This is a genomic window from Candidatus Pseudothioglobus sp. Uisw_016 (assembly GCF_048087635.1).
In the GTDB taxonomy this organism is placed as follows: Bacteria; Pseudomonadota; Gammaproteobacteria; order PS1; family Pseudothioglobaceae; genus Pseudothioglobus.
In genome coordinates this window covers 284,512-309,704 of sequence record NZ_CP159806.1, presented here as the reverse complement: position 1 = coordinate 309,704, position 25,193 = coordinate 284,512, and the positions used below count along the sequence as shown (strand labels likewise).

General features: G+C 34.2%; 27 protein-coding genes and 1 tRNA gene. 16 read left to right on the top strand and 12 right to left on the bottom strand.

What is annotated here, in order from left to right; all coding sequences use genetic code 11:
• Positions 1 to 39: 39 nt before the first annotated feature.
• On the top strand, positions 40 to 1,707 hold the full coding sequence (locus ABXT69_RS01565) for a glutamine--tRNA ligase/YqeY domain fusion protein (protein ID WP_416678554.1): 1,668 nt from the start codon (positions 40 to 42) through the stop codon (positions 1,705 to 1,707).
• On the opposite strand, the gene surE is transcribed toward ABXT69_RS01565, so the two are convergent.
• The 5 genes from surE to lptG all read right to left on the bottom strand — a co-directional run bounded on the left by surE (position 1,701) and on the right by lptG (position 7,279).
• Positions 1,701 to 2,447, bottom strand: a complete 747-nt coding sequence (gene surE / locus ABXT69_RS01560; RefSeq protein ID WP_416678552.1) for a 5'/3'-nucleotidase SurE — start codon at positions 2,445 to 2,447, stop codon at positions 1,701 to 1,703. The genes ABXT69_RS01565 and surE overlap by 7 nt on opposite strands.
• Complete coding sequence (clpA, locus tag ABXT69_RS01555; RefSeq protein ID WP_416678551.1) at positions 2,447 to 4,666, bottom strand: ATP-dependent Clp protease ATP-binding subunit ClpA; 2,220 nt, start codon at positions 4,664 to 4,666, stop codon at positions 2,447 to 2,449. Before clpA ends, surE begins: the two co-directional genes overlap by 1 nt.
• A 100-nt stretch (positions 4,667 to 4,766) precedes the next feature.
• On the bottom strand, positions 4,767 to 5,870 hold the full coding sequence (locus tag ABXT69_RS01550) for a trimethyllysine dioxygenase (protein WP_416678549.1): 1,104 nt from the start codon (positions 5,868 to 5,870) through the stop codon (positions 4,767 to 4,769).
• A 22-nt stretch (positions 5,871 to 5,892) separates the two neighbouring features.
• The gene (gene clpS / locus ABXT69_RS01545; RefSeq protein WP_416678547.1) at positions 5,893 to 6,192 is read right to left on the bottom strand and encodes an ATP-dependent Clp protease adapter ClpS; all 300 of its coding nucleotides are present in this window, start codon (positions 6,190 to 6,192) and stop codon (positions 5,893 to 5,895) included.
• A 4-nt stretch (positions 6,193 to 6,196) separates the two neighbouring features.
• Positions 6,197 to 7,279 carry an LPS export ABC transporter permease LptG gene (lptG, locus tag ABXT69_RS01540; RefSeq protein WP_416678545.1) on the bottom strand — a complete coding sequence of 361 codons (1,083 nt, stop codon included), beginning with the start codon at positions 7,277 to 7,279 and terminating at the stop codon, positions 6,197 to 6,199.
• 47 nt (positions 7,280 to 7,326) lie between these two features.
• Here lptG and guaA point away from each other — a divergent pair, with 47 nt between their 5' ends.
• The 9 genes from guaA (at position 7,327) to tadA (ending at position 14,493) form a co-directional block, all read left to right on the top strand.
• The gene (gene guaA / locus ABXT69_RS01535; protein ID WP_416678542.1) at positions 7,327 to 8,901 is read left to right on the top strand and encodes a glutamine-hydrolyzing GMP synthase; all 1,575 of its coding nucleotides are present in this window, start codon (positions 7,327 to 7,329) and stop codon (positions 8,899 to 8,901) included.
• 44 nt (positions 8,902 to 8,945) lie between these two features.
• Positions 8,946 to 9,710: an FkbM family methyltransferase gene (locus tag ABXT69_RS01530; RefSeq protein ID WP_416678541.1), complete on the top strand. Its 765-nt coding sequence runs from the start codon at positions 8,946 to 8,948 to the stop codon at positions 9,708 to 9,710.
• Positions 9,711 to 10,230: 520 nt separating this feature from the next.
• Positions 10,231 to 11,160 carry a polysaccharide deacetylase family protein gene (locus tag ABXT69_RS01525; RefSeq protein WP_416678540.1) on the top strand — a complete coding sequence of 310 codons (930 nt, stop codon included), beginning with the start codon at positions 10,231 to 10,233 and terminating at the stop codon, positions 11,158 to 11,160.
• Positions 11,157 to 11,939 carry a formyltransferase family protein gene (locus ABXT69_RS01520; RefSeq protein WP_416678538.1) on the top strand — a complete coding sequence of 261 codons (783 nt, stop codon included), beginning with the start codon at positions 11,157 to 11,159 and terminating at the stop codon, positions 11,937 to 11,939. Before ABXT69_RS01525 ends, ABXT69_RS01520 begins: the two co-directional genes overlap by 4 nt.
• Positions 11,902 to 12,183: a hypothetical protein gene (locus ABXT69_RS01515; protein WP_416678535.1), complete on the top strand. Its 282-nt coding sequence runs from the start codon at positions 11,902 to 11,904 to the stop codon at positions 12,181 to 12,183. The genes ABXT69_RS01520 and ABXT69_RS01515 overlap by 38 nt, the downstream gene beginning before the upstream one ends.
• Positions 12,180 to 12,359 carry a hypothetical protein gene (locus ABXT69_RS01510; RefSeq protein ID WP_416678533.1) on the top strand — a complete coding sequence of 60 codons (180 nt, stop codon included), beginning with the start codon at positions 12,180 to 12,182 and terminating at the stop codon, positions 12,357 to 12,359. The genes ABXT69_RS01515 and ABXT69_RS01510 overlap by 4 nt, the downstream gene beginning before the upstream one ends.
• Positions 12,360 to 12,560: 201 nt before the next feature.
• Positions 12,561 to 13,346 (top strand): hypothetical protein, encoded by a 786-nt coding sequence (locus ABXT69_RS01505; protein WP_416678531.1) that lies wholly within the window; start codon positions 12,561 to 12,563, stop codon positions 13,344 to 13,346.
• 6 nt (positions 13,347 to 13,352) lie between these two features.
• A complete protein-coding gene (locus ABXT69_RS01500; RefSeq protein WP_416678528.1) occupies positions 13,353 to 13,973 on the top strand; it encodes a LysE/ArgO family amino acid transporter in 621 nt (206 codons plus the stop codon).
• Between the two features lie 46 nt (positions 13,974 to 14,019).
• Positions 14,020 to 14,493 (top strand): tRNA adenosine(34) deaminase TadA, encoded by a 474-nt coding sequence (tadA, locus tag ABXT69_RS01495; RefSeq protein WP_416678527.1) that lies wholly within the window; start codon positions 14,020 to 14,022, stop codon positions 14,491 to 14,493.
• On the opposite strand, the gene fabG is transcribed toward tadA, so the two are convergent.
• The 4 genes from fabG to rplU all read right to left on the bottom strand — a co-directional run bounded on the left by fabG (position 14,490) and on the right by rplU (position 16,812).
• On the bottom strand, positions 14,490 to 15,230 hold the full coding sequence (fabG, locus tag ABXT69_RS01490) for a 3-oxoacyl-ACP reductase FabG (RefSeq protein WP_416678526.1): 741 nt from the start codon (positions 15,228 to 15,230) through the stop codon (positions 14,490 to 14,492). The genes tadA and fabG overlap by 4 nt on opposite strands.
• Positions 15,223 to 16,158, bottom strand: coding sequence for an ACP S-malonyltransferase (fabD, locus tag ABXT69_RS01485; RefSeq protein WP_416678524.1), 936 nt, complete (start codon positions 16,156 to 16,158; stop codon positions 15,223 to 15,225). The genes fabG and fabD overlap by 8 nt, the downstream gene beginning before the upstream one ends.
• A gap of 74 nt (positions 16,159 to 16,232) precedes the next feature.
• Positions 16,233 to 16,490 carry a 50S ribosomal protein L27 gene (rpmA, locus tag ABXT69_RS01480; protein ID WP_271541775.1) on the bottom strand — a complete coding sequence of 86 codons (258 nt, stop codon included), beginning with the start codon at positions 16,488 to 16,490 and terminating at the stop codon, positions 16,233 to 16,235.
• Between the two features lie 10 nt (positions 16,491 to 16,500).
• On the bottom strand, positions 16,501 to 16,812 hold the full coding sequence (rplU, locus tag ABXT69_RS01475) for a 50S ribosomal protein L21 (protein WP_416678523.1): 312 nt from the start codon (positions 16,810 to 16,812) through the stop codon (positions 16,501 to 16,503).
• Between the two features lie 118 nt (positions 16,813 to 16,930).
• On the opposite strand from rplU, the gene ABXT69_RS01470 reads away from it, so the two are divergent.
• Together ABXT69_RS01470 and ABXT69_RS01465 are read left to right on the top strand one after the other, a co-directional pair.
• Positions 16,931 to 17,419: a peptidylprolyl isomerase gene (locus ABXT69_RS01470; RefSeq protein WP_271541773.1), complete on the top strand. Its 489-nt coding sequence runs from the start codon at positions 16,931 to 16,933 to the stop codon at positions 17,417 to 17,419.
• A gap of 36 nt (positions 17,420 to 17,455) precedes the next feature.
• Positions 17,456 to 18,163, top strand: coding sequence for a UDP-2,3-diacylglucosamine diphosphatase (locus ABXT69_RS01465; protein ID WP_416678521.1), 708 nt, complete (start codon positions 17,456 to 17,458; stop codon positions 18,161 to 18,163).
• Here the strand turns inward: ABXT69_RS01465 and ABXT69_RS01460 are convergent.
• The 3 genes from ABXT69_RS01460 to ABXT69_RS01450 are packed head-to-tail and all read right to left on the bottom strand — an operon-like array spanning position 18,140 to position 20,869.
• Entirely contained in the window at positions 18,140 to 19,951 is a 1,812-nt protein-coding gene (locus tag ABXT69_RS01460) for a ribonuclease catalytic domain-containing protein (protein WP_416678519.1), read from the bottom strand. The two genes, ABXT69_RS01465 and ABXT69_RS01460, sit on opposite strands and share 24 nt — an antisense overlap.
• A gap of 50 nt (positions 19,952 to 20,001) precedes the next feature.
• Entirely contained in the window at positions 20,002 to 20,661 is a 660-nt protein-coding gene (locus ABXT69_RS01455) for an inner membrane-spanning protein YciB (protein WP_416678517.1), read from the bottom strand.
• 4 nt (positions 20,662 to 20,665) lie between these two features.
• Positions 20,666 to 20,869, bottom strand: coding sequence for a PP0621 family protein (locus tag ABXT69_RS01450; RefSeq protein ID WP_416678515.1), 204 nt, complete (start codon positions 20,867 to 20,869; stop codon positions 20,666 to 20,668).
• 172 nt (positions 20,870 to 21,041) lie between these two features.
• Here ABXT69_RS01450 and ABXT69_RS01445 point away from each other — a divergent pair, with 172 nt between their 5' ends.
• The 4 genes from ABXT69_RS01445 (at position 21,042) to ABXT69_RS01430 (ending at position 25,166) form a co-directional block, all read left to right on the top strand.
• On the top strand, positions 21,042 to 21,959 hold the full coding sequence (locus ABXT69_RS01445) for an alpha/beta fold hydrolase (protein ID WP_416678514.1): 918 nt from the start codon (positions 21,042 to 21,044) through the stop codon (positions 21,957 to 21,959).
• 83 nt (positions 21,960 to 22,042) lie between these two features.
• A tRNA-Leu gene (locus ABXT69_RS01440) sits at positions 22,043 to 22,130 on the top strand.
• A 203-nt stretch (positions 22,131 to 22,333) separates the two neighbouring features.
• Positions 22,334 to 23,722, top strand: coding sequence for a uracil-xanthine permease family protein (locus tag ABXT69_RS01435; RefSeq protein ID WP_416678511.1), 1,389 nt, complete (start codon positions 22,334 to 22,336; stop codon positions 23,720 to 23,722).
• A gap of 355 nt (positions 23,723 to 24,077) precedes the next feature.
• Positions 24,078 to 25,166: an ABC transporter ATP-binding protein gene (locus ABXT69_RS01430; protein ID WP_416678508.1), complete on the top strand. Its 1,089-nt coding sequence runs from the start codon at positions 24,078 to 24,080 to the stop codon at positions 25,164 to 25,166.
• The last annotated feature ends 27 nt before the right edge of the window (positions 25,167 to 25,193 follow it).

Here is a 25,193-nt window from a genome sequence, read left to right as displayed (position 1 = left end):
TAATTTATGAACCCTAAATTAACCTTAGAATTGATAGAAATGAATTCTCAAAATAAAGAAGCTAAGTCCACTAATTTCATATGTAATGTTATAGATGAAGATCTTTCATCTGGAAAACATGTAGGCATTAAAACTCGGTTTCCACCAGAACCTAATGGGTACCTTCATATTGGTCATGCAAAGTCTATTTGCCTAAATTTTGGTACAGCAACAGATTATGAAGGGTATTGCAACTTAAGATTTGATGATACCAACCCCTCTAAAGAAGATATTGAATATGTAAACTCCATTAAAAAAGATGTTGAATGGCTTGGATTTGATTGGGATGGTGATGTTAAATTTAGCTCAAGTTACTTTGATAAATTTTATCAATATGCTGAAGAATTAATTTCTAAAGGCTTAGCCTATGTCTGTTTTTTAAGTGCTGATGAAACCCGAGTATTTCGGGGCAATCTTAAAGAACCTGGAGAAAATAGTCCATATCGTGAAACTACTATTATAGAAAATTTAACTCTTTTTAGAAAAATGAAAGTAGGGGAATTTAAGGAGGGTGAATGCGTATTGAGAGCCAAAATCGATATGTCTTCTAGCTTCATGTGTATGCGTGACCCTACTCTGTATCGTATTCGATTTGAAACGCACCATCAAACAAATGATGATTGGTGCATATATCCTATGTATGATTTTGCACATTGTCTTGGTGATGCTATTGAAGGTGTTACCCACTCTTTATGTACTCTAGAGTTCCAAGATAATCGTAGAATTTATGATTGGACTTTAGAAAACTTAGATGATTTTAATGTCACTAGTCGACCTCATCAATATGAGTTTTCTCGCTTGAATCTTGAGTTTGCAACAACATCTAAAAGGAAATTAAAACTCTTAGTAGATAATAACTATGTCAATAGCTGGAATGATCCTAGAATGCCCACTATTTCAGGCCTTCGTAGAAGAGGATATACTGCGGGCTCAATAAGAGATTTTTGTGAACGAATTGGAGTATCTAAGGTAAATAGCTTAACTGATATTTCAATTTTAGAATCGTCAATTAGAGATGATTTGAATAACTCTGCGCCACGATCGATGGCAGTAATCAGCCCCATTAAGTTACAAATTGAAAATTACCCTGAAGGTAAAATTGAATCCCTTCAAGCACCAATTCATCCTCAAAAGTTAGAAATGGGGACCAGAGAAATTTTCTTTAGCCGTGAAATATACATTGATAAAGAGGATTTTTTAGAAGTAGCACCAAACAATAAATATAAACGTTTAGCAATAAATAAAGAGGTACGGCTAAGAAATTCTTACGTTATCAAAGCCACTCATTTTGATAGTGACAAAGATGGCAATGTAAAAACTATCTTCTGTACTTATGATCCAGACACTTTAGGTAAAAATCCATCAGATGATAGAAAAATCAAGGGCGTTATTCATTTTGTAGAAGCTAGTAAAGCAGTTAGCGCTGAATTTAGAATATATGATCGCCTTTTTTTAGATTCAAATCCAGCAAAATTTGATGATTTATCATCTTCAATTAATCCTAACTCTCTTGAGATAAAAAATGGTTTTATAGAGCCAAATTTATCAAATGCAGACGTCGGAAGAGCATATCAGTTTGAACGTGAAGGTTATTTTTGTAGGGATAGTGAGTCAAAAGAGCTAGTATTTAATAAAACAGTTGGACTTAGAGATACATGGAATCAATAATCTATTTTTTGAAGCCAGTCATTCACTCGCTTTACTTCAGAGTACTTGGTTGTATCAATCTGAAGAGGTGTAACTGAAACAAAGTTATTTGAAATTGCATGGAAATCTGTACCCTCTGAATTATCAGCTTCCTTACCATTTTCACCAATCCAATAAAGAGATGTATCATCTTTATCCTTAATACTTGGTTCAGATTTATGTCTACTTCCTAGACGAGTTCCCTTAATACCTTCAATTTGATTAAGAGGAATATCTGGAACATTAACATTAATAATAGTGTTAAAAGATAGTGCAGATTTATCAATTTGTGTGACTAATCTCTTAGCAATTTCACCTGCTGTATCAAAGTGACTACACTCCCAGCTTGCTAAAGATATTGCAATCGACGGAAGACCAAGAAATCGACCTTCTATTGCCCCTGCAACGGTTCCAGAATAGACAGTATCATCCCCCAAGTTAGCTCCAAAATTAATACCAGTCACTACTAAATCAATTGGCTCCTTTATAAAGCCACATAATGCCAAATGAACACAGTCAGTAGGCGTTGCTTCTATTGCAAAAATATTTTTCTCAATTTGAATTGGCTTTAATGGTCTTCCAAGAGTTAATGAGCTACTTGCTGCAGACTTATTCTCACTTGGAGCAACAACAATTACTTCTGCAATTTCACTTAGAGATTTTGTAAGCTGTTTGATACCCTTGGCTTGGTAGCCATCATCATTACTTATAAGAATTCTCATTAACTGATTGTTAATACAATCTTATCTTTACTAACACCTACTTTAACAATCCCACCAGAGCTTAGCTTACCAAAAAGAAGTTCATCGGCAAGAGGTTTACGTACCTCTCTTTCAATCAGTCTCATCATTGGACGCGCGCCCATCATAGAATCATAGCCATTTTCTGCAAACCATCTTCGAGCAGCATCAGAAACAATCAATGAAACATTTTTTTTCTCAAGAACATCTTCAAGCTCAAAAAGAAACTTATTTACTACATAGACCACAACCTCTTCATTAAGTTTGTTAAAGTAAATAATTTCTGAAAGACGATTTCTGAATTCTGGTGTGAATATCTTTTTAAGCTCACCTTCATAATCAAGGGAATGATCTTGTTCATTAAAACCTATGGAAGCTCTTTGAACATTTTGAGCTCCAACATTAGAAGTCATAACAAGTATCACATTACTAAAATCAACTTCACGGCCATTAGCATCAGTAAGCTTTCCATGATCCATAACTTGTAATAGGATATTGAAAATATCAGGATGAGCTTTTTCAATTTCATCCAGTAAAAGAACTGCGTAAGGATTACTATTTACGGCTTCAGTTAACAAGCCCCCTTCATCATAACCTACATATCCTGGAGGAGATCCTATAAGTTTAGAAATAGAATGTCTCTCCATATATTCTGACATATCAAATCTCAAAAGCTTAACTCCCATAATTCTTGAAAGCTGCTTACAAATTTCTGTTTTACCAACTCCTGTAGGGCCAGCAAATAAAAAAGAGCCCATTGGTTGCTCAATAGGGGAAAGTCCAGAGCGAGAAAGTTTTATAGCAGTTGATAAAGACTCAACAGCACTATCTTGACCAAAGACCCCTAACTTCAAATCACTCTCAAGGCTTTTAAGTAAAGATTTATCATCACTAGTAACTTGACGAGAAGGAATACGAGCCAACTTAGCTACAATGTTTTCAATATCAGGAACGCCTATATTGACTTTACGCTTTGATTTAGGAAGTATCTGCTGAAGAGCGCCCACCTCATCAATGACGTCTATTGCTTTATCTGGAAGGCGTCTATCGCCTATATGTCTATGAGTTAATTCAGCAGCAGAAACTAATGATGCAGCTGAATATTTAACCTTGTGGTGTGATTGATAATATTTTTTCAGTCCATGTAAAATTTTAATCGTATCTTCAACTGAAGGCTCTTCAATATCTACTTTTTGAAACCGCCTTGTAAGTGCATGATCTTTTTCAAAAATCTTTCGATATTCATCATAAGTTGTAGAGCCTATACATTTAAGTGATCCATCAGCAAGTGCTGGCTTTAGAAGGTTAGATGCATCCAAAGAGCCTCCAGAAACACTACCAGCACCTATTAAAGTGTGAATTTCATCAATAAAAAGTACTGAATTTTTATCTTTTTCTAAGTCTGTTAGTACTGACTTTAGTCGCTTTTCAAAATCTCCTCTATACTTTGTACCTGCGATTAAAACTCCCACATCTAAAGAATATATAGTTGTATTTTTTAGAATTTCAGGCACTTGTCCATCAACTATCCTCTTAGCCAAGCCTTGGGCAATGGCAGTCTTACCAACACCCGCCTGACCAACAAGTAAGGGGTTATTTTTACGGCGTCTTGATAAAATTTGTACAGTCCTAAGTACTTCTTCCTCTCTACCAAGAAGAGGATCAATTTCACCAAGTCTAGCTTTTTCACATAAGTTAGTAGTAAAAGATTCAAGGGAAGATGGTTTTGTTGGTTTATCACCTTCAACCTTTTTAGTTTCTTCAACTGGATTATCGGCTAGATGTGAAGAAATTCCTTCCATAACATCTAATCTAGAAATATTATTAAGTTTGAGCATATAAACAGCATGAGATTCTTTTTCTGAAAAAATACTCACAAATACATTCATTGCATTAACAGAGTTTTTCTGCGCAGACTGTGCCTGATAAACACTCCTTTGAAGAACTCTTTGAAAACCTACGGTTGGGACAATATCTATTTCTGCATCTTCAGAAATAATAGGAGTGTGAGAATCAATATACTGGTCAAGCTCAGCACGAAGCTCATCTATATTGACTCGCTTACCACGAAGAAATGCAATAACTTCATCCATATTAAGAAGTGCTAGTAATAAATGCTCTACTGTTACGAACTCAAGACGACGATTTCTCGCCTCAGTCATCACCATATTAATCTCTTGCTGTAATCCTTGTTCAATCATAAAATACTATTTTTGTTATTAACTTAATTAATACTTAATTTTAACACCACAATAGGCAATTTGAATCAAAATAAAATTCAAATTTATCTTAAAAAATTATTTAGACAGATCTCAATTTACTTTCAAAATCTTCCCTATTATGATAACCACCACAAAGCTGACGATAACCTGTCAAAGAAGAGCGGGCATGAAGGAGGCGCCAATTATCAAACGTCAAAACTTTTCCAGGATTAAGCATAAACTCAAATTGACGACTTGAATCATTTGCTAAATTGTGAAATATTTTATAAGCAGCATAAAACTTAACCATCTGATCATTTTTCAACCTAAAGGGCGCACGATCATGATTATTGAAACTTACTTGAATAACATCACCATTATTATTGACCCGAAATAAAGGTCGATGCGCCTCTAAATAAGTACCCGGTTTGATATAGCGCCCAGGAATATTAACATTACAAAGTATATTAAATGCATCAGGATTCTCATGTCTCATTTTTTCTGCAATTGCGAGACCATCAATTAATTGATTTTCACCACCAATAGAATCTCTGTTTATACAGTGTAAAGTTTGAAGTCCCGGCGCATCATGAACATATGTTCCATCTGTGTGAGGCTCAATAGCAAGGGATGTAAAAGCAGTATCATCAGGATTTTCGAGCTTATTATCCCAAACAGAGAAACCTCCAAAAATAGAGTTTCTAATATAAGCCATTCTCTCCATAAGTTCTTTTGTTGCATCTGAAGTTTCAGGAGTTTCTATTACTAATGCAAATCCAACTCTTTGAATATGATTTAACCAAATTTTTATTCCTCCATCACTCATAAAACCTTGATAAGTTATTTCAGGAAAGATTTTAATTTCACTAGGATCACTCCAACAACTTGAAGAATTCATTGCATTTGATTGAGGAAGATTTGGCTCTGAAGTAGATTGAAGCAAATCAAAAGAGAGAGTGCTTTCAGACTCATCTTCCCATTTAATTAAAATATTTTTAGAGATTCTATCTAGTAATACTGTGGCAACAGAATTATTTGGTGGATTACTAAAAACATTAATTTGACGTTGCTTAGTGTCAGGATGAAGATCGACTTGACTCTCGCTATGGTCTCTTAACCAAAGCCAAGGAAAACAACTTGAAGAGTTATCATTCCACAAAATATTTAACCCATCACTTAATGATTCAATTGATTTAATTATCATAAGAATTCCTTAAAAAAAATTATCATAAGTTTACTTCCCTCAAAACTGACATCAAAGGTTGGTCATTTTTGCGCGAATACTCTATAACCTGTGAAACTTTAGTTTGTGCCACATCATATGAATATGTTCCACAAACTGCCTCACCATCAATATGGATTTTAAGCATAACTGCTTCAGCAGCTAAAAACTCTTTGTGAAAGAATTTCCTTAAAACTTCTACTACAAACTCCATCGAAGTATAATCATCATTTAACAAAATTACCTCAAATCTATTTGGAATTTTAAGCTTTTGTTTTGAAATTTTTGGATCAACTTGATTCATCTAGCTAGCTTATTGATTTTTGAATTAATAAAGTAATTGAAATAAGCATAATAGTAACTGCTGGAAGAATAGAACTAAATAAAGGGCTAAAATTAAAACTTAATGCAAGAGCGCCCCCAATTCGAGAAATTAGTTCGAACGACAGACCCAAAGCAACTCCAAAAAAAATTTTTCTACCTAATGTAGCATCTCTTGTTGAACCAAAAATAAATAACATAGCCATCAATATCATTGCAATAAGAGTAAATGGCCTAACAAGCCTCTTATACAGCTCAACTTCATAAACTCCAGATCTAAGCTTATTATCAGATAAAAATTGAATTTGTTTGATAATAGTCCACGTAGTAAGGTCACCAGGTTCCTTTTCTAAACTATCAACTAGATCACGATCAAATGAAACAGTTTTATTATATGAATTGCGTTCTTTTAAAGAAATATTGTCAATATTGCCTGATGTATTAATTGTAAAAATTTCATTACTGCTCATATCTAAAGAGTTGCCATCAAATTTAGCATTTTTTGATTTAATAAGTCTTTCAATTTCATTAGAAGAATTAGTCTCAATAACTGTAATTTCAGTAAATATTTGGCCATCTACATTATTTTCAACATTAATAAAATTATTACCATCCCTAATCCAAAAACCATTTTGACTCAAAGATAAACTTTGATTTCCCAATGCATTAGAACGAGCACTTTCAGAATACTTGGTTAAAATTGGCACCAATAACTCACCAAATATGATTAAAGCAATAATAAAAAAAAATGCATTTTTAACCGTTATCCATGTAATTTTTAATATAGAAAAACCAGCAACACGAAAAATAAGTAATTGGCCAGTTGTTGCTAAGTGGCCCATGCCTAAAACACAACCCAACAAAATTATAGGTGCAGCTTGATCATATGCAACTTCTGGCATTTGAAGTACAACATATTTAAATGCCTCTAGAATTGTGTAGTTTTCTTCTCCAACACTATTTAGTTCAGCTAAAAAATTAAAAAAACTATATATACTTAGCCAAACTAGAAGAACAACTAGAGTGTAAGTTAAAAGTGTTTTTGCAATGTAACGGTCTCTTATTTTCATTAAAATAGCATATATAAATAATTGATTTTTCTAAAGCAAGTTTTTTTATGTCTACAATTCATCATCATAAAATTCTAATTCTCGATTTTGGCTCTCAATACACCCAATTAATCGCCAGAAGAATAAGGGAAATTGGTGTTTACTGTGAATTATTGCCTTATGATGTAAAGCCATATTTTATTGAAAATTTCAATCCAAGTGGCATTATTCTCTCAGGAGGCCCAGATAGAGTTAGTGATATTGGCTCAGCAAGAGCGCCAAATATTGTTTTTGAATTAAATGTACCTATATTAGGAATCTGCTATGGTATGCAAACTATGGCAGTGCAGCTTGGAGGTGAGGCAAGGAATTCTCAAAAAGCAGAATTTGGTTTTGCACAAATACGCGCCAGAAATCACTCGAAACTTTTAACTGGAATTAGTGATGAAACCAACCTAGATGGACATGGACTTCTAGATGTTTGGATGAGTCATGGAATAGAAGTAACAAGATTACCCTTAAATTTTGAATTAATAGCATCTACTGATAATTGTCCAATTGCAGGATTTGTAAATAAAGAAAAAAATTACTTTGGACTCCAATTTCATCCAGAAGTAACTCATACAAAGCAAGGAATTCAGATTTTAGAAAGATTTGTTACAGATATCTGTAAATGCAATAAAAATTGGACTACTGACAATATTATTAAAGATCTATTAGTCAACATAAAGAAACAAGTTGGTAATAAAAAAGTTCTCTTAGGATTGTCAGGTGGAGTCGACTCATCAGTTGTTGCCATTCTACTTCATCAAGCTATTGGCGACCAGTTAACTTGTGTTTTTGTAGATAATGGGTTACTAAGGCATAATGAAGGCAATGAAGTTATGAGAACTTTCAGTGAAAATATGGGGGTGAAGGTTATTAGAGCAAATGCTCAACAATATTTTTATGACAAGCTTTCAAACGAAGCTGATCCTGAATTAAAGAGAAAAATTATAGGTAAAGCATTCATAGAAATATTTGACCACGAAGCAAAAAAAATAAAAAACATTAAGTTCTTAGCTCAAGGAACTATTTATCCAGATGTTATTGAATCTGCGGGCACTACCTCAGGCAAAGCAAAAGTTATTAAATCTCATCATAATGTTGGAGGCTTGCCAGATGATATTAAATTTGATTTAGTTGAACCTCTAAAAGAACTCTTTAAAGATGAAGTAAGAACTATAGGTTTAAAACTTGGACTGCCTAAAAAAATGCTCAATCGCCATCCTTTTCCAGGACCAGGTCTAGGTGTAAGAATTCTTGGCACTGTAAAAGAGGAATTTGCCGAAATTCTTAGGCAAGCTGATCAAATTTTTATGGAAGAGCTAAATAATCATAAATTATACGATAAAGTTGATCAAGCCTTTGCAGTCTTCTTGCCTATCAAATCAGTTGGGGTTACTGGTGATGAAAGAAGATATGATTATGTTATATCACTTCGTGCTGTGGAGACAATTGATTTTATGACAGCTCGATGGGCAAGACTGCCATATGAGTTTTTAGATCATGTTTCTAATAGGATCATGAACGAAATCTCTCGAGTTTCAAGAGTTGTATATGACATATCAGGGAAGCCACCTGCCACTATTGAGTGGGAGTAATCAAGTTTTGATAAAACACTTAAAATAATTAAAAAAAGCAATCCATGGAAAAATTTTCAAAAAAAATTCAGGAAGATGAGGAAAACGAAAAACTTAAAATTAGGAAATTTTTCAATCATGTTAAAAATGGAGTTTGCGTAGAAGTTGGAGCAAATGAACCTATATCAATCGAATCACAATCATTACATCTAGAGGAAAAACTTAACTGGAAGTGTGTGCTGATTGAACCTAATCCAATTCTCTATCATAAGGCAATAAAATTAAGACCTCAGGCAATAGTTTGTGAGTTAGCATGCACCTTTCCAGGCAATAAAAAGACTTTAATTTTAAATATTCCATTAGATGGAAATAATCAAGAGTTAACTGGTCATGCGTCTTTAGAAAAAAATGCCGACGAAAGTAGACATATTCATAGGTTTCATAATACAATTAAGGTTAAGGGGGATACATTAACTAACATTTTACAAAAAAGAAAAATTAATAAAATTGACTTTCTTTCTATTGATGTTGAAGGTGCCGAATTGGAAGTATTATTAGGTCTAGATTTTAATTTATATTACCCAAAATTAATCTTACTAGAAGATAAACATTTATATTTAAAAAAACACTTATTCTTGAAAAAAAATGGTTACAAATTAGTGCAACGATTAAATAGGAACTGTTGGTATATTCCAAAAGAATTAAAATTTAAGTCTAGATCAATAAAAGGAGAATTAAAATTACTCAAGCGAATGTATTTAAGTATTTGGTTTAAAAAAATTCATTATTCAATTGTTCATAAGACTTTATCTCCATTCAAAACATTATAAATTTTATTAGTAAAGTCTACTTACGCACTTTATAAGGAACGGAAGGAAGAGTTATATTTGAGTTTATTGGAGGCAGTAAGAAATCATTTGGTGCGAAACAAATACTTTTAAGTGTTTGTGATGGATATTTTGTCAAACACTCTACCAAGTCATATTTGTAATAACAAAGTCAGTATAATCGTATCAAAGTTTGACACAGTACACTCAAAATGAACGGAAATACTTCTACCATAGATAATCGTTGTGTCAAAGATATGTCAAAGTATTATTACTCCCTCTACAAGTTAATCACAGCAAAGGTTGTAGAAAGTGCAACCATTGAGTGGGAATAGTCGCATTGGATAAGGGTTCTCAATTTCAAATATCTATGTGATTAGATGTAAGAAATAAATCACACTTCGACAAAGTTCATATTGGAATATAATTCGGCAATGAACCTTACCAATATTAGATTTTGGATTCATGACTAACTATATATAATGCTTTTTATAATAATTTTAATTATAAGCAAAATATTCTTATGACCCATTCTGTAATGTTCCATCACTTTCATGATGACTTTCATTTACCTTCACAAGGAAGTCTAAGTGCTTCAGAATTTGACTTGATGATTAGTTGGTTAAGAGATCGATATGACATACTGGATGCACAGGAATATATCGATAGATTCCTTTCCCAAACTCTCAAGAATACAGATATATGTCTTTCTTTTGATGACGCACTAAAATGCCAATATGATGTTGCACTTCCTGTATTAAGAAAAAACAATATTCATGCATTTTTCTTTGTATATTCGTCTGCATTCTCTGATAAACCCGATTTTTTGGAAATTTTTCGATATTTTCGGACTAATAAATTTGATAGTGTGGACGAGTTTTATAATTATTTTTTTGACTTTTTAATCCAGAATGATAAGGATGAATATTTGAGTCAGCAGAATCAATATTCTTCTCTGGGTAATTATTCATCTGCTTTCCCTTTTTATACAGAAAATGACAAATGGTTTAGATATCTTCGTGACCAATATTTAGGTAATGAAAAATATACGAATATCATGTTGGAGATAATATCTGAGAAAAGTTTCGATATTAATGAGGTAAAGAAAAAATTATGGTTGGGAGAAGATGAACTCTTAAAAATTCATGAAAATGGGCATGTTGTTGGACTTCATTCTTATTCCCATCCAACACAAATGAGTAAATTAACTGCAGACCAGCAGTTGAAAGAATACCAGCAAAATTTTACTCATCTAAGCAAGGTGTTAAAAACTTCAGAGATAACTTCAATGTCTCATCCATGTGGAGACTATAATTTGGATACATTAAGTTTACTTAAAGAAATGGGAATACAAATTGGTTTTCGTTCAAGCATGAGTGTTAAAGAGATTAAAAGTCCACTAGAAATTCCCAGAGAAGACCATGCGAATGTTTTCAAAGAGATGAAGCATTGAGAGTCACGGTATTTAGCAGTAATCAACCAAGACATCTAAATCTTGCTAGAGAATTTGCACAGTTCGCAGATACAGTCTATTTCGTTAGTGAAGTAAACACTATTTTCCCAGGTAAAGTTTCTGGTTTTTTTCAGAAAACTGAGGTAATGCAGGATTACTTTAGTAATGTGATTCAGTCCGAGAAAAAAATATTTGGAGATGTTGATTTCCTCCCAAATAATGTGAGAACACTTGCTATTAAAGGTGGTGACCTCAACCTTCTAAGTGAAAAACAATTAGGTAATGCACTTTCATCAGATGTGTTTATTGTATTTGGTGCAAGTTACATAAAAGGTTGGTTGATTGATTTTTTGGTGGACAAGAAAGCAATCAACATCCACATGGGTTTATCTCCCTATTATAGGGGTTCATCATGCAACTTTTGGGCACTGTATGATGGAAATCCATCTTATGTTGGTGCGACAATCCATATGTTGAGTAAAGGGTTGGACAGTGGAGGCATGTTGTTCCACTGTGTTCCAAAACTCCAAGACTCGGATAGTCAGTTTGATTTCACTATGCGTTCTGTTTTGGTTGCACAAGAAGGACTGGTACAAACTTTAAAAGACGGTCGAATTTTCTCTATGTCGAGTGTTCAGCAAGACAAAAGTCTTGAGGTGCGTTACACCAAAAATAATGAGTTTACAGACGATGTAGCAAGAGAGTTCCTTGACAGGGATATTGATTTGTCGTCAGAGAAATTTGAATATCCAAATTTATTGTGCCCTATTTTCAAGTAGTGTAATATTTTTAGGGGCATTAAAACTTGAAGATAATCCCTCAAATCAAGAAATCCTTACTCATAAAGACAATTACATACGAGGTACAGATACTAGAACTGCAAAAGGAAGACATTCAGGGGCAGATGGACGAGTTATATTTGAATTGATCGGTGGTAGTCAAAAGAACTGGGGTGCAAAACAGATACTTTTGAGTGTTTGTGATGGGTACTTTGTTAAGCACCCTACTAAGACATATCTGTGAGAGTAAGAACTAAAGACTGTTATGTTTGTAATGACTCAAATGATGTCTTATATAGATGTAGATATCAAGAATTAACTGATTGGGTGTTTCTTTGTCAAACATGTCTTACAGATGTAAAAACAAAGTTTGAAGATTCTTATCATTATGGTGGCACTTGGAAAAGTAAGAAGAATTAGTTAATTATGGAAAGTGAAACATTAGAAACACTTATAATTAGGTGCATTGTTTGTATGAGAAAGATGTTATCCCACAAATTATGAATAAATCTGATTTAGACCACCACTCGATTTGGTACAAACTTGGTACAAACATTTTAGAAAGTATTTTTAAATCAATGACTTATAAGTGTGCTATCATTGAGTGGGAGTAATAAGTATATGAAAACTCAATCTATACTTCCCAAATTTCTTCAACCAAAAGTAATAAACTCGCTAGCAAGAGTTGGTGGAAATAATGATGGTGGATATGTCATAGATAAAAAAAATATTTCTAATTCAGATGCACTTGTAGGACTTGGAATGAGTGATGACTGGAGCTTTGAAGAAGACTTTAATTCTATAAACTCAGTTCCTACTTACATATATGATGAAACTGTAAGTTTAAAAAAATTTTTAAAAAAATGTTTCAAATATATTATTAGATTTAATAAGCCTAAAATATTTTTTCATTGGTTTAAAACATCTTACAATTACATAAAATTTTTTCAAGGAAACAAATTTCATTGTAAAAAACTTGTTGGCATTGATCTTCCTCCTGATTATATATCTCTAACAACAATCTTAAATAAATTGAAAGTTGAAAAATTTTCACATATTTATCTAAAAATTGATATAGAAGGATGGGAGTATCGTCTTCTAGATGATTTAATTGTAAACTCTGAAATCATTGAAGGTCTTGTAATAGAATTTCATGACCTAGACCTTCACTTAGATAAAATTGAGAAGTTTATAAAAAAATTTCCACTTCAACTAGTTCATGTCCATTGTAATAATTATTCTCCTTTAAATGTTAATAACACCCCTATTGCAATTGAATGCACTTTTACCTGTGAAAAAACAAGTGGACAATTAGTAACCAATCTTCCAAACACTCAAGATATGCCTAATAATCCGTTCATTAAAGAATATACAATAGACTTTTCAGACAAAGTACTTTCATTTTAAAATATTGTGATTCAAGCTTTTTTAACAGGTTTTTTTCTTGGAATATCCTTAATATTAGCAATAGGGGCTCAAAATGCTTTTGTTTTAAGACAAGGTATTCTTGGTCAACATGTTTTATATGTAGCTTTATTTTGTTCGCTATCGGATGCCCTTCTAATTTGCATAGGTATAGCCAGTATTTCATTTTTTTTAAGTAGTTTTATTTCTCAATTTTCAGATTTACTTTTCGGTTTTTCCGCAATTTGGCTTGCTGGTTATGGTTTTATTAGACTTAAAACTGTATTTAAATCCAACTCTTTACTTGAGATTGAATCATCAACATCAAAAGATCTACTATCAACTCTATCCATTCTTTTCGTTTTAACTTTTGCTAATCCACATGTTTATTTAGACACTATGGTACTTATTGGATCTATATCTCAACAATTTTCTAGTGGTCATAAAATTGCATTTGCATTTGGTGCTTCTTTGGCTAGTTTTGTTTTCTTTTTCAGCCTTGCATATGGAGCAAAACTATTAATACCAATAATGCAAAACCCAAACTCATGGAGAAAGCTAGACTTTTTAATAGCTATAGTAATGTTCATTATATCAATTAGACTAGCTTATGCTGGAAACTGGCTTTAAATATTAAACAATAATTAAATTATAAATTTTTTGTGAAAATTAAATTATGAATAAAGATGAAGAGTGGATGAAAATTGCGATTTCTGAGGCTAATTTAGCTAAAAATAAAGGTGAAATTCCAGTGGGTGCTGTGCTTATTCAAAAAGATAAACTAATTGCAAAGGCGCATAATCAGCCAATTTTAAATCATGATCCTACCGCTCATGCAGAAATAGAGGTTCTTCGAAAAGCTGGTAGAAAACTAAAAAATTATCGACTATCAGGATCCACCTTATATGTTACGCTAGAGCCATGTGCAATGTGCCTTGGAGCAATAATGCATGCTCGAATTGAAAGAATAGTTTTTGGTACCCCAGACCCAAAAACTGGAGTATGTGGATCAAAAGCCAACTTAACTTCAGAAGCTTTCTTTACTCACAAAGTTCAAGTAGATGGTGGGGTTTTAGAAGAAGAAAGTAAAGTAATACTTCAAACTTTTTTTAAATCTAGAAGAAAAGCCAATAACTTAAGAACTAATTAAAGCGTGTACATGCCTCCATTAACATGTAATGTTTGAGCTGTAATATAAGAACCACTATCCCCAGCAAGAAATAAAACTGCCTGAGCAATCTCATTAGTTGTTCCTAATCTCCCCATAGGGATTTGTGCGGTCAGTGTTAATTTTTGATCTTCTGGCAGACTATCTGTCATATCTGTTTCAATAAAGCCTGGTGCAATAGCATTAACAGTAATCCCTCTTACACCTACTTCTCTAGCCAGCGATTTTGTAAACCCCATAATTCCCGCTTTTGCAGCGGCATAGTTGGACTGCCCAGCATTTCCCATAGCACCAACTACAGAGGTAATAGATATAATTCTTCCAGATCGTTTTTTTATCATACCTCTTAAAACAGATTTTGACATCTTGTAAACAGAAGTAAGATTAGTACTAATAATATCATTCCACTCATCCTCTTTCATTCTGACAAGAATATTATCACGTGTTATGCCAGCATTATTAATCAGTACATCTACAGAACCATAATCTTCAGTGATATTCTTTAAAAGCTCAGAAATTTGCTCATTATCGGTTACATTAAGCTTCATACCTTTACCAAGAATATTATTTTCAGTAAATATTTTAGAGATATTTGCAGCGCCTTCATTACTAGTTGCTGTTCCTATTACAGTAGCTCCCGCCTCACCTAAAGTCAGCGCAATGGCTCTGCCAATTCCCCTACTTGCTCCGGTTACAAGGGCTAATTTTTCGTTAAGCATTTAATATTTCCTCAATAGTAGAATTTAATGAAGTCACATCTATTATAGCCGAACTACTAAGAGACTTATCAATACGCCTTGTCAATCCAGACAAAACTTTTCCAGGGCCAGTTTCAATAAGTTTTTCTACGCCTGAGCTTGTCATTTTTTGAACTATTGAAGTCCAAAGAACTGGTTTATGAAGTTGCTCAACCAATTTATACTTTATCTCTTCAATATTATTTGAATAATCCGCATCAACATTATGGAGAACTTTCTCACTTCCCATTTGAAAATTAATACTATCAACTGAGTGCTTAAAATCGATTGCAGCGTCTTTCATAAGTGAGCAATGAGATGGGACGCTTACTGGCAGGACCAAAGCGCGCATTGCGCCAGCCTCTTTCATTAACTCACATGCATGTGCTACTGCGTCTTTTTCACCGGCAATAACTACTTGACCTGGTGAGTTAAAATTCACAGCCTCAACTACACCCTTTTCATTAGCAATAGAGCATATTTCAACGACTTTTGAATCATCAAGTCCCAATATAGCAGCCATAGAACCTGAGCCGCTTGGCACTGCGGCTTGCATGAGTTCAGCCCTTTTTCTGACTAATTGAGCTGCATCAAAAAAACTTAAAGAACCAGAAGCCACAAGCGCCGTATATTCACCTAGGCTGTGCCCAGCAATCGAGATAGGCGTTAAATTAACCTCGCCTGCCAAAACTCTATATGTTGCATAGCCGGCTGCAAGCATTACTGGCTGAGTGTTCTCAGTAAGGTTTAATAGTTCTTGATCTTCATTAACAATCTTCCATAGATCTACATTGATTGCGTCACTTGCTTCTTGAAAAATCTCATTAACAACTGAGAAATTACTTCGAAGATCAGACATCATGCCTAGAGATTGAGAGCCTTGTCCTGGAAAAACGATTGAATATTTCATATTAAGTAATTATAAATGAGGTTGATAATAAAAAAGCGCCAGAAGGCGCTTTTTAAAATAAGTAACAGTAAATACTAAGCTGTCTGGATTGAAACGTATTGACGATTAAATTTACCCTTCTTTTCAAACTGAACTTTTCCGTCCGCAACTGCAAACAAAGTATCGTCTTTACCTTTCTTAACGTTAGTGCCTGGATGAAATTTAGTCCCTCTTTGGCGAACTAAAATATTTCCAGCAAGTACTACTTGGCCGCCAAAACGCTTGACTCCAAGTCTTTTGGACTCGGAATCTCTTCCGTTATTAGTACTACCGCCTGCTTTTTTATGTGCCATAGATTACCCCTTATGCCTTAATTTTATCAATTTGAATTTCAGTAAACAGCTGTCGATGCCCTTGTTGCTTCATAGAGTGCTTACGACGTCTGAATTTTAGAATGTGTACTTTTTTGCCTTTGCCTTGAGAGATTACTTTCGCTTCAACGCTTGCTTTAGCAACATGTGGAGAGCCAACTTGTACTTTGTCACCATCAGCGACCATTAAGACCTCTTCGAAGGTTACTTTCTTTCCAGGCTCTATTTCAAGCTTCTCAATTTTTAGAGTCTCACCTTCTGTAACTCTGTATTGTTTTCCACCTGTTTTAATGACTGCGTACATAACAAATCCTAATCTGATTGCTAAAAAGGAAGGAATTATACTTGAACGTTGCTCTTAATGAAAGCACTGTTAATGAAATAAGTTATAATTCTCTTTTTTAAATCAACAGAGACAAAACATGATTATTTTAGAGACGAACATGGGTGAAATTCATATCAATGTTGACGCGGATAAAGCGCCAATTTCAGCTAAGAACTTCACTGATTATGTAGAAGACGGTTTTTTTGATGGAACCATCTTCCATAGAGTTATTCCTGGCTTCATGGTGCAAGGCGGAGGCATGACTGAAGATATGCAGCAAAAACCCACGAAAGCTAATATTGAAAACGAAGCTAAAAATGGCCTAAAGAACGTTAAGTATAGTCTTGCTATGGCAAGAACTGCCGCGCCACATTCAGCCAGTTCGCAGTTTTTTATTAATGTTAATGACAATCAATTTTTAGATTTTCCTGGACAAGATGGATGGGGCTACTGTGTTTTCGGTGAAGTCGTTGCAGGCAAAGATGTTGTTGATAAAATTGAAAAAGTTGAAACAATAAATTTAGGCGGTCATTCCGACGTCCCTGGTGAGGCTGTAATGATTATCAAAGCCTCTATTAAAGATTAATTTTATGGGGCCAGATTAATTCTGGCCAATAAAAGTATGTTAACTTCATTAATAATCTCTGATTTACACCTTACAAACGTTGAGGGTGATAAGGTTAATTTTTTTAATAAGTTCTGTGAGGATTATGCGTCCAAAGTAGATCAGTTATTTATTTTAGGGGACTTATTTAATACTTGGCTAGGTGATGATGTTTCAATTAAAAGTCACTATGCTATTATTTCCTCGTTAAAAGAATTAACAAAAGAAACTAAGGTCTTTGTAATGGCTGGAAATCGAGATTTTCTGCTCTCACATAATTTTGAAACTGAAACTGGCTGTAAGTTAATCAAAGAACCTTATGAACTTAACCATAATGCACAGAAGTTTCTTCTTATTCATGGGGACAGTCTCTGTACTGATGATATTAACTATCAAAAATTAAAAAAAATTCTTAGAAATTCATTAGTTCAATTTATTTTTCTACATTTACCAAAAAATATTCGCCTTAAGTTAACGGGCCAGCTCCGCAAAAAAAGTATAGAAGCTCAAAGCTATAAATCTTCAAATATTATGGATGTAAACCAGCAAGCAACAGATCTTTTAATGTCAGGGTATCCAGACCATGATTTAATTCATGGACATACTCATCGTCAAAATACTCATACTATGAAAAATTACACACGCTATGTTTTGGGTGACTGGTCTCAAAACAAAGGCAATGCGATCAAATTAAGTGAAAGCCTAGAGTGGCTTGAAATTAACTGACCGCTCAAAAAGATTAATTGAGATGACCTTTAACTTTACCTTATCTTCAATATTAATTTTTGATTTGAATTTTATTTGAGTCATCATTGCAAGAGATGGAATATTTATTAGCGCCTTTTCACCATTAACTTCAACAATAACGCCCTCGCCTTCCCAAGAATTATTTTGCTTTAGATAGAGGCATTTATAATGCTCTATACTTTGCCGAATTGCTTTATTGACCTTAGGAAGTAAAGAATTAATTACTTTAATTCTATCTTTAACAGCGTTGTCATCTAAAGTTGGTTGATTGCTTAAAAACCTTACTAATTGCTGCTGAACTAATAAATCTAGATAGCGCCTCATTGGGCTCGTAACTCTTGTATATGCTGAAAGTCCTAAGCCTGAATGTATAGAGGGCTTTACTGTAACCTTAGATCTCTTAAAGCCTCTAGAAGCTTCAAATGCTTTTGCAATAGTTAAATTTTGTATATTATCAACAACATCTTCGCTGAAACTCCCAGCCTCTTGAGTTAGATAGGGCATTGAAATATCATTTTCAACTGCAAATTGGGCAATTGTTCGTCCAGCAATCACCATCATTTCAGCCACTAAATCCCTACTATTACTATCTTCTTGAGGACTAATAAAAACCTTTTGACCTTTAACTTTAACATCAACATTTGGCAGATTTAATTTGATTGAACCGTTATCATTCCTAAAGGATTTATGAGAACTAGCTATATCATTCAATTTAGATAAAACGTCATTTTCATTTATGACTTTATCAGCATACTCATAACTCATATTTGTAACTTTTATTTCACTCAAATGTATCTCAATATCACTTATTTCAGAGCTATCAAGTCTTAAGCCAATGGAGATAGCATCTGAGATCTTACTGCTACCCAAAGAGCAAAAAGAAGATAACTCTGGGGGCAGCATATGTAGAATTTGATCAGGAAGATATAAATTTGAAGCTCTTTTTTGAGCAAAAATATCAAGCTCACTATCAATATCCACATAACTTGCAACATCTGCAATATGAATCCAAAGTTTATCTCCATCAATGCTAATAGCATCATCTGCATCACTAGAATCACTATTATCAATGGCAATGCTGGTTAGATGAGTTAAGTCTTTTCTTGAAAATTCTTTTGATTTAACTTTAACCTCCTCATCCAAATAAACTTTATGTCTTTGTGGGTAGGGATTCATAAGCTCAGACCAGTACTTAAGCTTAACAAGAAGTTCATGAGCCTTTTCTGGAGTATTTTCAATAGATAAAGCGCTCATTGCTTTGCTATGCTTTGATTGATTTAAGGCGACTTGCTCTATTTCATTGATCCAAACAATATCATCATTATCAAATACATTGTTATTTAAATTAACAATACATCTTTCTAGGCTTGCTGCTGCTAAAGCTTTTTCATTTCTTTGTGTTTGAATTATTTTGACTTGCTCTATTGGGCGAAGCATTAAAGCATCTTTAGACCAATAGAAGTATAAACCATCTTCAGACATTAAGTAAGCGCACCAAGCATTTTGGCTAGTAAAGTCATCAAAAATCCACTCAGTTATTTCTTGAAGCGATAGTGATTCTTCATGAAGATCATTCAAGATACTTATATCTGCATTACTGCATTGGTCAGATACATTTGAGAACTCAGGATGTATATAACGAAAATCCTTTTCTCTCACTTTTTGTGAAGATCCATCAGAAAAACTGACTTCATACTTATGGGTAGTTGAGGCAACAACCTTTGCCGGCTTCCCTTTGTATGCAACGAGTGCACCAATTATTGACAAGAATTACTCCAATGTAAAGAATTTGAATACTAAAGACAACAGAGTTTCTATTAGGACTCTGCCTGCTTTTCTTTGATATGCTTACTAATTGAAAGCACAGTAATAACTATTAAGATCAAAGTAAGGCCTAGAGTTCCAAATAATTTAAAGTTTACCCAGGCTTCTTCAGTTCTTTGAGCCGATAAGCACAGATTTTCTAGAGGCGTTTGAGCGCAGTCAAAGTTACTCAGGTCTATCTTTGGGTCGACTAGTATTCCGCTGTCTAAAAATTTCTGTCTGGCTAGAAGCGCAGTATTTACAAAATAGCCATTAACAATTGCAATACCTACAAAACCAAAACCCCAAAACCAAGTTAAGCGAGTCCAAATAGCTCTAGGAAGATCAAGTTCTTTGCCCATCATTCTTTCGAGCAGCGTCTTACTTCCAATCCAGTTACTGCAGATCAGTGCAATTGCAAATATTACGTACAGAACACTTACTTTCCACATAACGAATGCAGGATCTCTTAATGCAATACTGATTCCGCCAAAAACTATCAGCAAAATAAAAGTAAGGACCTGTGAGGTCACAAACTTTCCAGTTGTTATTCTGGCGTACATCATTTGCGCGAAGGTTGACGCAATCATTGCATATATAGCAGCGTAAAGTCCGAAGAATTTATACACAACAAAGAAAAGGATTATGGGACCAAAATCAAATAAAAACTTCATTTATTTACTCCGAATGCTCTTTAGAGCAAAAAATTTTACCATTTTTAATAATAGCATCCTGCTCTGGAATGTAAGTTTCACAAACTGAACATGCAAGCATTTTTTGCCCAGTTTTTTTCTTTGAAGAGCTAACTGAGCCTTGACTCATGAGTCTCTTAATAAGAGAGAATCCAACCCAACCCAAAAGTAATGCTAATACATAACTCATTATAGAAACAACCTCAAGAAATTAAAACTCATAAAAGATAAATTTTACATAAATAATTTATCTTTCTGCGTTAAAGGTTTCATCGCATCATTAATATTTATTATTTGTACGTATTTATTAAATAAGCTACTATATTATTTATAAGTAATTAAAGAATAAAATTATTAATTTTATGCAAACCGAAATTCATCAAAGCCCAACAGGCTCAAAAATTAATCTACATAGCCTTTTACCTTTGGGTGAAGCTAGAGCTGTGGTCCATATAACTCATGGAATGGCTGAGCACTCTGAGAGGTACTCTCGATTTGCATTGAAGTTAACGGCCACTGGCTTTGCAGTTTTCGCTCATGACATGAGAGGTCATGGACGAACTATAGCCGATGACGCGCCTCAAGGTGTGTTTGCTAAATCTGATGGACTCAATAAAGTATTAGAAGATCAAAATGAAATTATAAATCTAATTAAAGAAAGGCTTCCTAACAGGCCAATAATTTGCTTTGGACATTCTCTTGGCTCAATCATTAATTTAAACTTTGCATTAAAGTATCCAAATCAAGTCAATGCACTTGCATGCTGGAATAGTGGAATTGAAACAGGCCTCTTGCCTCAAGCTTCAAGAATAATATTAGCGATAGAAGGCTTTTTTCGCAATCAAAATCTTCCAAGCTTAATTGCCTGGAAACTTTCATTTGAGGCTTGGAACTCAGAATTTAAACCGAACCGAACTAAATCTGATTGGCTATCTCGGGATGAAAATGAAGTGGACCTATATGACAACGACCCTTATTGTGGGTTTGAAGTATCAATATCTATGTGGAGAGAAGTGCTGGGTGGCATTTTCTATGCAGGCAATAAAAAAAACATACAAAAATTACCTAAAGCTCTTCCAGTGCATATTATTGGTGGAGCTGAAGATCCATGCACTCAAAACGGAAGTGACATGAAAAAACTAGCAACAAAACTTCAAAATAGTGGACTCTCTGATGTCACCTGTAAGATTTTAGAGAGCACTCGTCATGAAAGTTTAAATGAAATTAATCGCGATCAAACAACCAAGCAGTTTATTAAATGGCTTGAGGAAAGGTTTTAATAATTCTTTAGCTTTTCTTAATGAGTAATTGATAAAAAAAATATTATCGATAGTATATAATTTCTCGTTCTTCATCCCTCTTCGCCCGGATGGTGAAATTGGTAGACACACAGGACTTAAAATCCTGCGCCTTTAACGGGCGTGCCGGTTCGATTCCGGCTCCGGGCACCATCTTCTCAATTCTACTAAACTTTCTCCTAATTACTTTATCTTCAGAAGATTCTTTTTATAGGTCAAATTTATCCATAAATAATATTATTTAATGGTAATATGCTAGTTGTTAAGAATTGTTGTTGGCAATTAAAATACCTTCAATATGACTTCACAAAGTAGGATAAATATAAACAATATTAACCAATAAAAGGAGAATGAATATGAGCGATGGAGAGACTCAAGATTCAGAATTAATTTACGAGCTAGAGGCGAATCCGCCAACCGCTGAAAAATTCTTTGCAGCACTACAACACGTACTTGCAAGCTTTGTAGGCGTAATAACCCCAACCTTAGTCATTGGTGGTGCACTTGGACTAGGTGAACAGATACCTTATCTTATAAGTATGGCGCTTATGGTTTCAGGTGTTGGAACAATTATTCAAGCAAAAAAACCAATGAATATTGGTGCTGGAATGATCTGCGTTCAAGGAACAAGTTTTGCGTTTCTTAGCTCTGTTCTTGCAGCTGGCTTTCTTGCGAAGGCTCAAGGTGGTGGACCAGATGAAATTCTTGCAATGATAATGGGGGTGTGTTTCTTAGGAGCGTTTATAGAGATTGGCTTAAGTCAGTTTTTACCGCAACTTAGAAAACTAATCACTCCGATTGTAACGGGTACAGTCATTACTATTATTGGCATTAGCCTTATTAAGGTTGGTTTAACAGATCTTGGTGGTGGACAATGGCTACTAGATAATAAACCCGAGTTTTGGGGTTCTTTAACTAATATAGCCCTAGGATTCATAGTGATGATTTCAATCATTATATTGAATCGTTCTAACAATCAGTGGATACGTTTATCATCGATCGTTATTGGACTAGTTATAGGATTTGTTGTAGCAGCAGTTTTGGGTAAGATTAGTTTCAGCTCATTGTTCGCTGTTCAGCAAGTGATAAGCATACCCATACCTTTTAAATATGGCTTTGATTTTGATATTATTGCCTTTATACCTATTGCGTTAATTTACATAATTACCACAATAGAATCTTCTGGCGATATTACTGCTAACTGCATGATATCAAAACAAGAGATCAAGGGCGAAGGTTACTTAACTCGAATCAAAAACGGTGTTCTAGGTGATGGCGTTAATTCAGCAATTGCTGCTGCTTTTAATACGTTCCCTAATACAACATTTAGCCAAAACAATGGCGTAATTCAGTTAACTGGTATTGCAAGTAGGCATGTAGGAGTTTGGATTGGAATAATCCTTGTTATTATGGGCCTATTCCCTCATGTAGGATCAATCCTTAGAGCATTACCAGCTTCTGTTTTAGGCGGCGCTACGATCGTAATGTTCGGAACTGTTGCGGTGGCAGGAATCAAGATCCTTTCAACAGTAAATATGAATCGTCGTAATATGCTTATATTAGCTGTTTCTTTTGGTATGGGTCTAGGTGTTTTATTAGTTCCTCAGTTCGCAGGAGCTCTAGCTAGTAATATAGGCGGCACATTTGGAAAGCTTATGGGAAGTATTTTTAGTTCAGCAATCACCACTGGTGGTATAACTGTTCTTATTATGACTGCTCTTATGGGCGAAAAAGTAGGAGACTAGTATAGTTTTCTTAATAAAAAAGGCAGCTTAAGCTGCCTTTTTTGTATGGCTGTAATCAAACCTATAAATACATTGAATTAGACCTCTTTTGATACTTTAATATAACTAAATTAGTAGAATTCATAATGTAATTTGTACCAATATTAGAAACACTCACTTAATTATGTATGGTATATTTCGTTTTGTTATATAAAATTTTATTGAATTAAGCTCAATTTAAGCTTTATACAAAGCCTTCAATAGGCAGTTTGAATAAAACCTAAAAGTTTAATATAATGTAATTATTTAGTAACTAAAACAGACGGTTAAAAGCCGCCTTTTGGTGTTTATTTTTGTTTAAAAAAAGTGTTTATCTATGAGTAATAAAGAACCGCTAGTAAAGTTTAAAAATGTGCAAAAAAGTTATGATGGTGAAATACTTGTTGTTAAAGACTTCAATTTAGACGTTGCACCAGGCGAGTTTGTTACAATGCTTGGGCCATCTGGCTCTGGTAAAACGACCTGCCTAATGATGCTTGCAGGATTTGAGCCAACAACTAATGGCACAATTTATTTAAAAGGAAAGCCAATTAACAATGTTCCTCCGCACAAACGAGGCATTGGTATGGTATTTCAAAACTACGCCCTCTTCCCGCACATGACAGTTGCTGAAAATTTATCATTCCCTCTTGAAGTTCGCAAATTTGGCAAAGCTGAAAGAGAGGCAAAAGTTAATCGCGCCCTGGATATGGTTCAGCTCGGTGAATTTGGCCAAAGACGCCCAATGCAATTATCGGGTGGTCAGCAGCAGCGCGTTGCTGTAGCGAGATCACTTGTTTTTGATCCTGATTTAGTTTTAATGGATGAACCCTTAGGCGCTCTAGATAAAAACTTAAGAGAGCAAATGCAGTATGAAATTAAGCACCTTCATGAAAGTCTTGGATTAACTGTGGTCTACGTAACGCATGACCAAACTGAAGCGCTAACAATGTCGAACCGAATTGCAGTTTTTAATGATGGTGTGGTTCTTCAGTGCTCTTCTCCAGAAGATCTTTATGAAAAGCCTGAAAACTCATTTGTTGCAAACTTCATTGGTGAAAATAATCGCCTAATGGGTACCGTTGAGGCTATTAAAGGAAATACGGCCACAGTAAAAACAGACTCTGGAGATATCGTTGTTGCCACCAAGGTTAATGTTGGCAAGGTTGGAGATCGTGCCACATTATCATTAAGACCAGAGCGTATTATGGTTGCACCAAAGAAAGGAAAAACACCAAACACATATTCAGCCAAGGTAGAAGAACTTATCTATCATGGCGACCATATTCGCACACGCTTTAGTGTGTGTGGACACGACGATTTTATCGTCAAAATTCCTAATTCAATTGATAATGTTGACCTCAAAAAAGGTAAACAAGTTGATATTGGTTGGATGTTGGAAGATTGTCTTGCTTTAGATGGTTAGAGCTTAGACTTAACTTTAGGAGAAATA

Excerpts from the sequence above, each read along its gene's own strand:
- ABXT69_RS01565 (WP_416678554.1), top strand. The coding sequence starts at position 40 with ATGAATTCTCAAAATAAAGAAGCTAAGTCCACTAATTTCATATGTAAT.
- surE (WP_416678552.1), bottom strand. The coding sequence starts at position 2,447 with ATGAGAATTCTTATAAGTAATGATGATGGCTACCAAGCCAAGGGTATC.
- clpA (WP_416678551.1), bottom strand. The coding sequence starts at position 4,666 with ATGATTGAACAAGGATTACAGCAAGAGATTAATATGGTGATGACTGAG.
- ABXT69_RS01550 (WP_416678549.1), bottom strand. The coding sequence starts at position 5,870 with ATGATAATTAAATCAATTGAATCATTAAGTGATGGGTTAAATATTTTG.
- clpS (WP_416678547.1), bottom strand. The coding sequence starts at position 6,192 with ATGAATCAAGTTGATCCAAAAATTTCAAAACAAAAGCTTAAAATTCCA.
- lptG (WP_416678545.1), bottom strand. The coding sequence starts at position 7,279 with ATGAAAATAAGAGACCGTTACATTGCAAAAACACTTTTAACTTACACT.
- guaA (WP_416678542.1), top strand. The coding sequence starts at position 7,327 with ATGTCTACAATTCATCATCATAAAATTCTAATTCTCGATTTTGGCTCT.
- ABXT69_RS01530 (WP_416678541.1), top strand. The coding sequence starts at position 8,946 with ATGGAAAAATTTTCAAAAAAAATTCAGGAAGATGAGGAAAACGAAAAA.
- ABXT69_RS01525 (WP_416678540.1), top strand. The coding sequence starts at position 10,231 with ATGACCCATTCTGTAATGTTCCATCACTTTCATGATGACTTTCATTTA.
- ABXT69_RS01505 (WP_416678531.1), top strand. The coding sequence starts at position 12,561 with ATGAAAACTCAATCTATACTTCCCAAATTTCTTCAACCAAAAGTAATA.
- tadA (WP_416678527.1), top strand. The coding sequence starts at position 14,020 with ATGAATAAAGATGAAGAGTGGATGAAAATTGCGATTTCTGAGGCTAAT.
- fabG (WP_416678526.1), bottom strand. The coding sequence starts at position 15,230 with ATGCTTAACGAAAAATTAGCCCTTGTAACCGGAGCAAGTAGGGGAATT.
- fabD (WP_416678524.1), bottom strand. The coding sequence starts at position 16,158 with ATGAAATATTCAATCGTTTTTCCAGGACAAGGCTCTCAATCTCTAGGC.
- rpmA (WP_271541775.1), bottom strand. The coding sequence starts at position 16,490 with ATGGCACATAAAAAAGCAGGCGGTAGTACTAATAACGGAAGAGATTCC.
- rplU (WP_416678523.1), bottom strand. The coding sequence starts at position 16,812 with ATGTACGCAGTCATTAAAACAGGTGGAAAACAATACAGAGTTACAGAA.
- ABXT69_RS01470 (WP_271541773.1), top strand. The coding sequence starts at position 16,931 with ATGATTATTTTAGAGACGAACATGGGTGAAATTCATATCAATGTTGAC.
- ABXT69_RS01465 (WP_416678521.1), top strand. The coding sequence starts at position 17,456 with ATGTTAACTTCATTAATAATCTCTGATTTACACCTTACAAACGTTGAG.
- ABXT69_RS01455 (WP_416678517.1), bottom strand. The coding sequence starts at position 20,661 with ATGAAGTTTTTATTTGATTTTGGTCCCATAATCCTTTTCTTTGTTGTG.
- ABXT69_RS01450 (WP_416678515.1), bottom strand. The coding sequence starts at position 20,869 with ATGAGTTATGTATTAGCATTACTTTTGGGTTGGGTTGGATTCTCTCTT.
- ABXT69_RS01445 (WP_416678514.1), top strand. The coding sequence starts at position 21,042 with ATGCAAACCGAAATTCATCAAAGCCCAACAGGCTCAAAAATTAATCTA.
- ABXT69_RS01435 (WP_416678511.1), top strand. The coding sequence starts at position 22,334 with ATGAGCGATGGAGAGACTCAAGATTCAGAATTAATTTACGAGCTAGAG.
- ABXT69_RS01430 (WP_416678508.1), top strand. The coding sequence starts at position 24,078 with ATGAGTAATAAAGAACCGCTAGTAAAGTTTAAAAATGTGCAAAAAAGT.